At 70.3% G+C, this 10,956-nt stretch carries 6 protein-coding genes; 2 read left to right on the forward strand and 4 right to left on the reverse strand.

Annotated features, from left to right (window positions below):
• Positions 1-76: 76 nt before the first annotated feature.
• From NBE95_RS17665 to NBE95_RS17680, 4 genes are all read right to left on the reverse strand, one after another.
• Complete coding sequence (locus tag NBE95_RS17665) at positions 77-6,271, reverse strand: hypothetical protein (RefSeq protein WP_289896346.1); 6,195 nt, start codon at positions 6,269-6,271, stop codon at positions 77-79.
• A 115-nt stretch (positions 6,272-6,386) separates the two neighbouring features.
• Positions 6,387-8,558: a M23 family metallopeptidase gene (locus NBE95_RS17670; RefSeq protein WP_289896347.1), complete on the reverse strand. Its 2,172-nt coding sequence runs from the start codon at positions 8,556-8,558 to the stop codon at positions 6,387-6,389.
• Between the two features lie 3 nt (positions 8,559-8,561).
• Positions 8,562-9,341: a hypothetical protein gene (locus NBE95_RS17675; RefSeq protein WP_289896348.1), complete on the reverse strand. Its 780-nt coding sequence runs from the start codon at positions 9,339-9,341 to the stop codon at positions 8,562-8,564.
• A gap of 7 nt (positions 9,342-9,348) precedes the next feature.
• Positions 9,349-9,750, reverse strand: coding sequence for a DUF1036 domain-containing protein (locus tag NBE95_RS17680; RefSeq protein ID WP_289896349.1), 402 nt, complete (start codon positions 9,748-9,750; stop codon positions 9,349-9,351).
• An 80-nt stretch (positions 9,751-9,830) separates the two neighbouring features.
• Here NBE95_RS17680 and NBE95_RS17685 point away from each other — a divergent pair, with 80 nt between their 5' ends.
• Complete coding sequence (locus tag NBE95_RS17685; protein WP_289896350.1) at positions 9,831-10,325, forward strand: hypothetical protein; 495 nt, start codon at positions 9,831-9,833, stop codon at positions 10,323-10,325.
• Positions 10,325-10,954, forward strand: coding sequence for a MotA/TolQ/ExbB proton channel family protein (locus NBE95_RS17690; protein WP_289896351.1), 630 nt, complete (start codon positions 10,325-10,327; stop codon positions 10,952-10,954). Before NBE95_RS17685 ends, NBE95_RS17690 begins: the two co-directional genes overlap by 1 nt.
• The last annotated feature ends 2 nt before the right edge of the window (positions 10,955-10,956 follow it).

Below are 10,956 nucleotides of genomic sequence, written 5' to 3' on the forward strand. Positions count from 1 at the left end.
GCTTCGATCCGGCGGAGGCCCGGACCGGACCCGCAACGGTTGTGCCAACCTAGCTGCGGGCCCGGTCCGAGGCCAGTCAGAATTGCCAGCGGAACTGGCCCGAGACCCCGACGCTGTCCAGCCGGTCGCCGAAGCGCGCGTCGATCCGCGCGCCGGCACTGATCTGGCGGCCGCGGGCCTTCGGTCCCAGCACCTTGACCCAGTTCGCGCCAAGGCTGACCTCGCCATAGGCGCCCAGATTCTCGGATTTCAGCACCTGCGGCTCGAAATCCGTATCGTCCGAGGCAAAGACCGACACCGTGGGATCGGCGAAATCCTTGTACCAGGTGCCGGTGGCGAAGGCGTAAAGCGCCGAGTTCCGCTGCTCCTGCACGAAGGTCTTGGCCACGGTCGCGCCGGCAAAGCCGATCTTGCGGGTGCTGTCCTTGAAGCTCAGCCGATAGCCATCCTCGAAGGGGATGGAATCCGTGGACATCTTCGACCAGGCGAAGCCCATGGTCGGCAGGACCGCCCAGCCGCTGTCACCGATCGGCATGGCATAGCTGATCGAGCCGCTGAGCGTCTGCGCGTCGCTGGAAAAGTCGGTCTCGTCCAAGCCCAGGCCCTTGTAGCCGGGCAGCGGGTTGTTGGCGATGGTGAAGTCCGTGCGCTCGAAGCGGTATTGCAGGTCGGCCTGGAACCGCTCGCGCGTCGCGGTGGCGTAGATGCCGGCATAGCGCTGTTCGAAATCGGTCGAGGTATAGGAGGTCAGGATCGCCGTCAGATCCTGCGAGTTGTTGGGGTTGATCGCATAGACCGGCTGGCTGGTCGAGCCGCGGTTGATGCCGCCCAGCACGCCGAAGGCCATGTTCCAGCCGCCGAAACGGTCGTCGAAACAGGCCAGGTCGGTGCCGACCTGCATGCCGTAGTAATCGGCCTTGACCTCGCTTTCGACCTTGCTGATGCCATTGTCGGTATTGCCGTTCGCCGTGGCATGGCCTCCGATGGCGCGTCCCCAGCTGCCGATGCCGCAGGGTTTTTCCGTGTCTTCATAAGCCAGCGAGGTGACGAAGGGGCTGGTCGGCCGGTTCACCACCGAGCCGATCAGCGACTGCACCAGCGCCACGTTGCCGAAGATCGCGCCCATGGCCGGGTTCAGCTGGCTGACCAGGTCCAGGTTGCCTCGGCCGGCCTCGCGCTCGATCGAATAGACGATGCGCTCGGAACCGGCCGGCAGCTCGTCATGGCGGAAGACGAAATCGTTCTGCGAGCCGAAGGATTCGTCCACGTCGATCAGCGTCAGCCGCTCGCCGGATTGCGGGATGGTGTCGCGGTCGCCCAGATCGAAGCTGAGATAGTAGCTGCCGCGCGCCGCGCCGCCGTCCACGACGATCCGGTCGGCGGTCATGTCGCGCAGGTTCACGTCCAGCGCATAGGTGCCGTTGCCCGACAGCCCGCCCACGGTCAGCACGCCGCCGGTGCTGTCGTCCTCGAGGTCGATGGTGCCGTTGTTGGTCACCGCGCCGGTCACGCGCCCCTGGGCGCCCGAGGCATCGAGCATGCCGTGGTTCACCAGCGCGCCGTTCAGCGTGCCCGCCAACCCCAGCGTGCTGTCCGAGCCCACCACCGTGCGGGCCGCCGCGATCTGGCGGCCGGCGCCGACCGTGTAATCGGCGTTCAGCATGAAATCGCCGCCGATGCTCAGGCCGTTCCGGGTGGTCAGCGACCCGCCGTCATAGATCAGATCGCCGGTGATCCGACCGCCCAGCGTCGCGCTTCCCGAGGTCTGCAAAGACCCGTCCAGCGTGCCGGTCTGGTTCAGCGTGCCCTCGTTCAGCAGATCGCCCCGCAGCGTGCCGAGCAGCGCGAAGCCGGCGCCGGCTGCGTTCAGGCTGGCGGTGCCGGCCCCGGTCTCGGTCCGGGTCACCAGGGTCGAGCCCGAGGCGACCTCGATCTGGGCCCCGGATTCGTTGCGCAGCCCGCCCAGGATGGTCGCGGTGCCGCGCGTGGTCAGCGCGCCGGATCGGTTGACCACCCCGCCGGCGACGCTGCCGCCCAGCCGCAGCAGCGATTCATTGCTGACCGTGCCGCCGATGTGGCCGTCCCATTCGGCCGTGCCGCGGTTCAGCACCGATCCGGTGATCGTGCCGCCACCGCCCAGCCGGCCGGCATTGGCCAGCGAACCCGCCAGCGTGCCGTCGACCGTCAGGTCGCCCCCCGCCAGGTTCTGCGCGGCGACCGGGGCCGCCTCGGCCGCCGCGTCGGGATCGGCCATGGTCAGCCGGTTCGGCTCGGCGATGATCGCGGTGCCGGCATTGACAAAGCCCTCGGTCACCAGTTCGCCGCCGACGCGCAGGGTGCCCTCCGCCAGGTTCTCGACCGTGCCGACCCGGCCGCCGATCCGGGCGTTGCCGGCGTTTTGCAAGACGCCCTCGATGGTGCCCTGCCCGGTCAGCGTCCCCAGGTTGCCCACGTCGCCGCGCAGGGTGCCCCCGGCCAGCGTGGCCGTGCCGCCGGCGCGGTTCAGCAGGTCGGCATCCAGCGTGCCCGCAAGGCCCAGCCGGTCGTTGTTCTGCACCGTCGCGGCCGAGCGCAGCAGGCTGCCGGCGCCGATCGAGACGATCTCGTCATTGACTAGCTGGCCGATGGTCAGCGCACCGCTCGCGGTCAGGGTGCCGCGGTTGTGCAGCAGCCCGGCGATCTGGCCGGCGCCCGACAGCGTGCCGCTGTTGGCCACGTTGCCGTCGATGGTGCCGGCAAGCGTGGTGGTGGCGCGGTTGTCCAGCGAGCCGTCCAGCGTCCCGGCCACGGTCAGCCGGTCGCGGTTCAGCAGCGCGTTGCCCGTGGTCAGCGTCCGGCCCGCCGCAATGGCGACGACCTCGTCATTGATCAGCGTCCCGACCGCAAGGTCGCCCGACAGGCCCAGCGTGCCGGTGTTCTCCAGCCGCTCGACCTGCCCGGCGATGGTCGCCCGGCCGCTGTTCGCCAGCGTGCCGTCGATGGTGCCGCTGCCGGTCAGCGTGCCGCTGTTGGCCAGCCGGCCAACCAGGGTGCCGCCGGCCAGCGTGGTGTCGGCGAGGTTGCGCAGATCGCCCTGCACCCGGCCGGCCAGGTTCACGCTGCCGTTGTTGACGATGGCGCTGTCGGAAAGCAGGGTGCTGCCCCGCGCCACGTTCAGCTGTTCGTTGTTGGCCAGCCCGGCGACGCTGAGCGTGCCGTTGCTGGTCAGCGTGCCGTCATTCGTCACCGTCCCGGTCACCCGACCGCCGAGATAGGCGGCGGCGTTGTTCGCCAGCGTGCCGTCTATGGTGCCGCTGCCGGTCAGGCGGCCGTTATTGGTGACGGCGCCGGCGATGGTGCCGCCGCTCAGCGCGGTGGTGCCGGTGTTCACCAGATCGGCGGCCAGCCGGCCCGCCACCCCAAGCTGGTTGCCGTTCTGCACCGCCGTATCGGATTGCAGCGTGCTGCCCGCCGCGACCTCCACCGTGCCGGTATTCACCAGCGAGGCGGTATGCAGCGTGCCTTCGGATTCCAGCCGGCCGCTATTGGTCACGCCCGCGACCAGCCGGCCGCCGATGGTAGCGGTGCCGCTGTTGGTCAGCACGCCGGTGATGGTGCCGCTGCCGGTCATCTCGCTGGAATTGCTGACCGCGCCGGTCACGTTGCCGCCGCTGAGCGTGACCCGACCGCCGGCATGGTTGCTCAGCGCGGCGTCAAGCTGGCCCGCCAGCAACAGCCGGTCGCTGTTCTGCACCGTCGTGGCCGAGCGCAGCACGCCGCCGGAGGCGATGTTGACCAGCTCGTCATTGATCAGCCCGACGACACTCAGCGTGCCGTTCTGGTTGATGGTGCCGATGTTGATGATCTGGCCGGACACCTGCCCGCTCATCGCCATGGTGCCGCTGTTCGTCACCGAGTCCGAGATGGTGCCGTTGCCCTGCAGCTGCCCGCTGTTGGTCACCGCGCCATCCAGCGTGCCGCCCGCCAGCACGGTGGTGCCGGCATTGTCCAGATCGGCATCAAGGGTGCCAGAGACGTTCATGTCGGCCTGGTTCTCGACCGCGGCGGCCGAGGTCAGGGTGCCTGCGACGATCAGCTCGCCGTCGCCCTCGTTCAGCACGCTCTGGGCCGAGGCCGAAGCGCCGCTGGCGATGGTGAAGCTGCCCTCGTTGGTCAGCGCATTGACATTGGTCATGGCGCCCGAGGAATCGGCATCGGTGCCGATCAGGAAGCTGCCGCGGTTGCCGATATCGTTGCCTCGCACATCCAGCCCGGCCGAGACCGTGACCTCGCCCATGCTGTCATTGGTCAGGTTGCCGTCCAGAAAGGCGTCCTGGTCATAGGTCAGGGTGCTGCGGTTCAGCACGTCGCCGATGACGTTCACGTTGTTCACCACCGCGCCGGCCTCGATCGCGACCAGATCGGCAACGATGGTCATGGCCGAAGGCGTGCCGCTGGTATTGGTGCCGTCCACCACGCCGGAATTGGTGAAGGTGCCGTCCACGGTCAGCGTCACGTCGCCGGCGGTGCCGTCCAGCGTCAGGTCCGAGCGGTTGGTCAGGTCTCCGGTCACCTGCGACGAGGAATTGACCAGCATCGTGCCGTGGTTGGTGACGTTGCCGGTGATCTCGGCCCCGTCCAGCGCCAGGGTGGCGCCGCTGTTGTTCTGGATGCCGTCGCTGCCGGTCACCGTCACCGCGCCGCCGACATTCAGCGTGCCGTCGTTCGAGATGCGCTGGTCCGCGGTCAGCACATGGCCGGCGCCGACCGTGGTGGTGCCGTCGTTGTCCAGCCGGCCGACGCGCAGGTTGCCGGTGGTGGTCAGGCTGTCGTTGTTGTCCAGCGTGCCGGTGACGCGGCCGTGCCCGGTCATGGTGGCGTCGTTCTGCACATCGCCGTCGACCGTGCCGCCCCGCAGCGCCGTGGTGCCGTCGGCGTTCAGCAGGTCGCCGGTCAGCGTGCCGTCGATATTGGTCCGGCCGCGGTTCTCGACGCGCTCGCCGGCAGTCAGCTCATGCCCGGCGCCGATGGTGGTGGTGCCGGCGGTATGGGTGATCAGCCGCCCGACACTGACGTCGCCCGCGGTGGTGACGCTGCTGGCATTCGACAGCCGACCGAGGATCTGCCCGGCAATCTGCATGGTGCCGGCATTGTCGATGCCGCCGCCGATGATGGCGTTCTCGCCCATGGTCATGGTGCCGGTCGCGGTGTTGTCAAGCCCGCCCGCCAGGTTGCCGTTCACGGTCAGCTGGGCGTTGTTCTGCAGCGCCGAGCCGGTAGCCTCCAGCCGGTTCCCCGCCCCGATCACCACCGTGCCGTCATTGGTCATCCCGCCGACAGCCATGTTGCTGCCCGCCGTGACTGTGCCGCTGTTGGTGACATGCCCGGTGATGGTGCCCTCGCCCTCCAGCGTCCCGGCATTGGCCAGGTTGCCCTGCAGCCGGCCGCCGAACAAGGTGGTGCGGCCGGTTGCCGACGAGGCAACATCGGCATCCAGCTCGCCCCCGATGGAAAGCTCGCCACTGTTTTCCAGCGTGTCTTCCACCTCCAGCGACCAGTTTGTCGCGACGGTCAGCCGGGCGCCGTCACGGTTGATCAGGCTGTCGACATGGCCGACGCCGTCCGCAAGCAACTCTGCGGCATTGTCGATTTCACCGTCCACCCGGCCGCGCACAAACAGACGGTCGGTATTCAGCACGTCCCCGTTCACCGTGCCCCTGATCCTGAGCACTTCGTCATTGGTGATGCTGCCGACATGATCGCCGCGGATCGTCAGGACGCCCGCGTTCGAGACCGTGCCCTCGCTGTCGCCGCGAAAAATGAGTTCTCCCGGCCCGCTGACGCTGATCTCGTCCGCGGCCTCGACGTCCGAGCGGATCAGCAGTTCCGATCCCTCCGCGACGCTGAAGGCGAACGAGCCTCCGCCTGCGCGCAGGGTGCCGCTATCCAGCGTGAAGTTACCCCGTTCAACGGTCAGCCCGCCGGCCTCCACCGTGCCGCCGATCCTCAGGTTGATGTCATCGTCCGCTTGCCCGCGCAGCACGCCGATCTCGGTCGATGGCAGCTCGGTCGCATTCTCGCCATTCTCGTCGGTCCAGATGTCGCTCCACCACCTCCAGGTGCCATCCGCGACCTCGATCTCGCCATCGCCGGGATCGACGTTGTCGAGATACATCTCGGCCCGCGCCGCGCCGGGGCAAAGCGGCAAGCCGACCAGCGAGATCAGCGCGGTGGTCAGAAACAGATGAGAGCGGGCAAAGCGCCGCATCGGCGTGATAAAAATTGGCAGCATTGGCAATGTCTACTTTTTGCAAGGAGGCAGGGCGCACGCGAATATGGTTAAAAGGGTTACTTTGGCCTGCCCCGCCAGCACAAGCCCCATTGGCCGCAAAGGCCGATTTTCGCGCTCAACCCTGTCCTTTGCGCCGCAGGCGGTCCATTTCGGCGACGAAGGATCGCAACTCGGCGGTCAGCGGCTGCGCGGGCATGGTCTGGACCGGCGCCGCCGCGCCTGCCGGTCCGCTCATGCGGCGCTCGGCCCAGTTGCGCAGGTCGGCGATGGACCAGCGCCGCAGGAAGGGGTTCGCGCCGACCACCGCCGGCCCCATCACGCTTTCCACCGATTGCGCCGGGTCGGCGCGCAGCGCCAGGTCGGCCCCGGCAGGGCCCAGGAAATGCGCCAGATACAGCCGCCCGGCCGAGATGCCGTGGCCGCGCGCGCGCAGATAGGCCTCGTTCTCCTGCGCCAGGTGGCGGACCATCTGCCGCGACAGCGCCGGGTCGAGCCGCAGGTCCAGCAGCTCGCGCGCGCCCAGCGTCGCGACCAGGTCCGGGCGATAGCTGCGCATCATCCGCAGCCAGGTGCCCTCGATGAACTGGCCAAGGCCGGTCGCGGTCGAGCGCGGGTTCTTCGCCGTGGCGTCGCCGCCGCTTTCCACCCGGATGATATGCCCGATCAGCGCTTCGATGGAATCCGAGGCCAGCACCTCGCCGCCGCCGCCCAGCAGGGGCAGGGGATCGACCGGCCGGCCGTCCTGCACAAGCTGGAAGGCCAGACCCGGCTCGGACCGGCCGGGCGGCAGGCCGGCCCGGCCCAGCACCGCGCCGCGGGCGATCTCGGCCCCCCGGGCAAGATCCGGGGTGACGGCGGCAAGGCCCAGATAGCGGCTAAGCAGCCCGTCCGCATGGCTGATCTCGACCGAATCGCCGTCCAGCGCGGTGATGCGGCCGGCGGCGGCGGCCATCACGGGGCTGCCCTGCGGCGCGGTCCAGACGACCTGCCCGCGGCCCGTCTCGGCCTCTCCACCGGCCGAAGGCGGGACGAAACGCTGCGACAGCACGCCGCCCACCGGCTGCAACAGCCCGTCCGAAGCATCCGGCCGCCGGACGCGCGCGCCCGGCGCGTAGCACTCGAATCCCTCATCGGCAGGCACCACATAGCAGGGCTTGTCGCCCGATGGGCCGCTGATGCCCACGAACAGCACCGCGCCCGGCCGGTCGGCGGCGCCGTCGGCATAGATCAGCGTCAACCGGTCCTCGGGATCGGCATAGCCGTCCAGGTCGAAGACCTGCGACATCAGCGCCAGCGCCTCGCCGATGACCTCGGGCGGCACGTCGCCGCGCAGCGCCGCCGAATAGATCACGTCCAGCAGCCGCTGCTGGCCCTGCGGCGCCGGGGTGCCGGCTCGGGCCATGGCGTCCTGCAGCAGCGGCTGGTCGGCCCAGGCATCCGCCGCCGCCGCCAGCTGGCCGGCCGCCGACAGCGCCAGCGAGCCCAGATAGCCCTGGGGACCGTAAAGCGACAGCTGGACCACCTCGCGGCCGCCGTCGCGGGGCCGCCAGCGCAGCGCCAGCACGGCGCCCCGCGGCAATCCGCCCGGCAGGGAAAGCTGGCTTTGCAGCCGCTCGGCCAGACGCGACGCGCTGTCGGCGTCGAAGCCGTTCTCGGTCAGCAGCGCCTGGACCGTGGTGTCGCGCGCGGTCTCGAGGATCGTCTCGCGCCACAGCGGCGTGCGGTTGGCGGCGGCGCGCAGGAAGACGATGCCCGAGGCGGGATCGGGCGCCGCCGCGCCAGAGCCCGGCAGGGCCAGGCTGGCATTCATCAGCCGCTCGCGGCCGCGTTCGGCCTGGAACAGCGCGAATTCCTCGCGCGTCGAAGGCAAAGCGGCGACCAGTTGCCGGTCCCGCGGCACCAGCGCGCTGTCCAGAAGCGCAAGCTGCGCCGCCCGCCCCGGCACCCGTCCCGAGACGGCCAATGCCGCCGGCGCCGGCAGTTGCCGCGCGCCCTCGCCCTCGCCCGCTTCCGGGGGCGGGATGATGATCGGGTCGCCGGGAATGTCGGTGAAGGTGTCGCCGCGCACCACCGGTGCGATGTCGAACTGCGATTCCACCTGCACCATGGCCGGGTCCGCACCGGGTGTCAGCAGGGCCGAAACGCGCGGCGCCAGCATCGGCCCAAGCCAAGCCCCCAGCCCGGTCAAAACCAGCGCCGCCGCCCCGCCCCGCAGGGCCGAAACGCGGCGACGGCGGCGGCGCGCGCCCTTGCCCATCTGCCGGAAACGGGGATCGACCTCGGCCATGGCCTAGCGGAACATGCCCGAACCCATCAGCGACGGGTTGATCTGCCGGGTGGTGGTCGGCGCGCTTGGCGCGGCGCGGGAGGGTTGCGCGCGCTGCGGCGCGGTTCGGGCGGCAGGGGCCGAGCGGCTTTCGCGCGACGAGGCCGCACGGCTGGCATTGGCGCGCGAGGCCGTCGCCGGCTGCGCCGCCACGGGCGCGGCGACGGCGGCGCAACGCAAACTGGTGCTGCGGGCGATGCTGCGGAACAGCGGGATCTCGGGGGTGCTGCCGGCCTCGGCCTTGGCGGCCTGCGACCAGCGCTCGACCGCCCGCGCCGAGCCCGAGCCCCAATCGCCGTCGATGCTGCCGCCATAGCAGTCCATGCGCTGCAATTCGGTCTGGATCGCCTCGGCCAGCCGGTCGGCGGCCGGATCGAAGGCGCCGCGCCCCAGAAGCCGGTCGAAAAGCGCCGGGTCGCGCTGCCGGATCGCCTCGCGCGCCGCGAAGGGCAGGCCCAGCGGGCCGCGCGGGTCGTAGGCCGCGAGAACCGCCAGATCGCCGACGATGATCGAGGGCCGGGGCAGGCCGGTCCGGGCAGGCGCATCTGGCCCGGGCGCGGCAGGCTGGGCAGGCTCGGGGCCGGGCTGCGACGGGGGCGGCACGGCTGGCGCCTCGGAGGCGCGGATCACCTGGTCCGAGGGCAAGGGCGTGATCACCAGCCCCTGCGCCTGCGCGGGCGAGCCGCAGGCGAGCCAGACCGCCAGGGCGGCGATTCCCGCCAGATATGCCCGTTCTTGTCCCATCCGCGCCTCAATTCGGCCTTGGCGTCACGAAGACGGTCCAGTCGGGCCGGTCCTGCGTGTCCACCTCGGCGAAACGCGCGTCCAGGTAGCCGCGCAACAGGCAATCCTGCTGGCCCTCGATCTGGAAGCGCCGCGGCGCCACGCACATCGGGATCGACCCTACCAGAACCTCATTACCGAAAACATCGGTCGCAAAGACATAATAATAGCGTGACTGCAGCGGCTCGCGCTGCAGGGTCGCGCATTGGTTCGGCGCCACCCGCCACCAGCCGCGGGTGGCGAAATCCTGACCCGAAGGCTCGGCCAGCGCCACGTTCAGCACGTCGAAGGACTGGTTGCACAGCCGCAGCTCGGCCCGCGCCGGCCCTGTCCAGGCCAGGCCCGACAGCCCGGCAACCAGCCATTTCAATGCAGGGTTGATCAAGCGCCGATTGAGCACCGCTTCCAGCCATGTTACAGCCCGCAGGGGCAAAGGGAGTGTCAACAGGCATGAAACCGATCCTGACAGCGGGTGCAACCTTTCCGGCAGGCGCCGCCCTGCCGCATCGGCTTGCGGTTGGGCCGGCGGTTGCCCTGCTGGCGCTGCTGATCGGCCTGGCCGCGCCGCCGCTGCGCGCGCAGGCGCCCGAGGCGATCACGCTGGAGCTGAACGGCGCCGCCGCCACGCCGGACGGTGCCTGCCAGCTGACGCTGGTGGTGACGAACGGCCTGCCCCAGACGCTCAGGCGCGCCGCCTGGCAGGTCGCGATCTTCGACAGGGCCGGCGCGGTGCAAAGCCTGCCGGTCCTGGACTTCGGCGCGCTCTTGCCGGGCAAGACCCGCGTCGCGCAATTCGCCCTGCCCGGCCGGCCCTGCGACCAGCTGGGGCGCATCGTGGTCAACGACGTGGCCGAATGCACGGCCCAGGACGGCTCGGACCAGCGCGCCGCCTGCCTGGGCGGTCTGGCGACCCGCAACCGCAGCGAGATCGGGTTCGGATTGTGATGCCCCTGGACCTGCCGCTTGTCACCTGGATCGTCTTCGCCGCCCTGGCGGGCCTGTCGGTGCTGACCCTGACCGTGGTGATCTTCAAGCTGATGCAGTTCCGCCGCATGGGCGTCGGCCGCCACAAGCTGGCCGAGGCGATCCTGGACGACTGGCTGAACGGCCGCCCCGACGAGGCGCAGAGGAAGGCCCAGCCCGGGCGCACCGTGCTGTCCCGGGTGCTGGGCGCTACCATGTCCGGCCTGCGCGCCCGCCCCGGCGAACCCGCCTATGGCGAGGAACTGGCCCGCCAGGTCGCGCTGGCCGAGCTGGTGCAGATGGGTGCGCGGATGCGGCTTCTGGAGGCCGTGGCGCAGATGGCACCGATGCTGGGGCTTCTGGGCACGGTGATCGGCATGATCGACGCCTTCGGCAACCTGGCGCTGAGCCAGCAGACCTCGGACCCGCGCTTGCTGGCGGGCGGGATCTGGACGGCGCTGACCACCACCGCCGCCGGGCTTGCCATCGCGCTGGTGGCCTATTTCGTCTCGGCCTGGCTGGAGGGCCGGATCGAGGACGAGCGGCAGGGGATCGAACTGGCGGTCTCGGCCGCGATCCATGGCCGGATCGCGCGCGCCGCCGGACGCTAGGC

The sequence above is a fragment of the Paracoccus sp. TOH genome (assembly GCF_030388245.1).
In the GTDB taxonomy this organism is placed as follows: domain Bacteria; phylum Pseudomonadota; class Alphaproteobacteria; order Rhodobacterales; family Rhodobacteraceae; genus Paracoccus; species Paracoccus simplex.

Coding starts and splice junctions, on each gene's coding strand:
- NBE95_RS17665 (WP_289896346.1), bottom strand. CDS start 6,271: ATGCTGCCAATTTTTATCACGCCGATGCGGCGCTTTGCCCGCTCTCAT.
- NBE95_RS17670 (WP_289896347.1), bottom strand. CDS start 8,558: ATGGCCGAGGTCGATCCCCGTTTCCGGCAGATGGGCAAGGGCGCGCGC.
- NBE95_RS17675 (WP_289896348.1), bottom strand. CDS start 9,341: ATGGGACAAGAACGGGCATATCTGGCGGGAATCGCCGCCCTGGCGGTC.
- NBE95_RS17685 (WP_289896350.1), top strand. CDS start 9,831: ATGAAACCGATCCTGACAGCGGGTGCAACCTTTCCGGCAGGCGCCGCC.
- NBE95_RS17690 (WP_289896351.1), top strand. CDS start 10,325: ATGCCCCTGGACCTGCCGCTTGTCACCTGGATCGTCTTCGCCGCCCTG.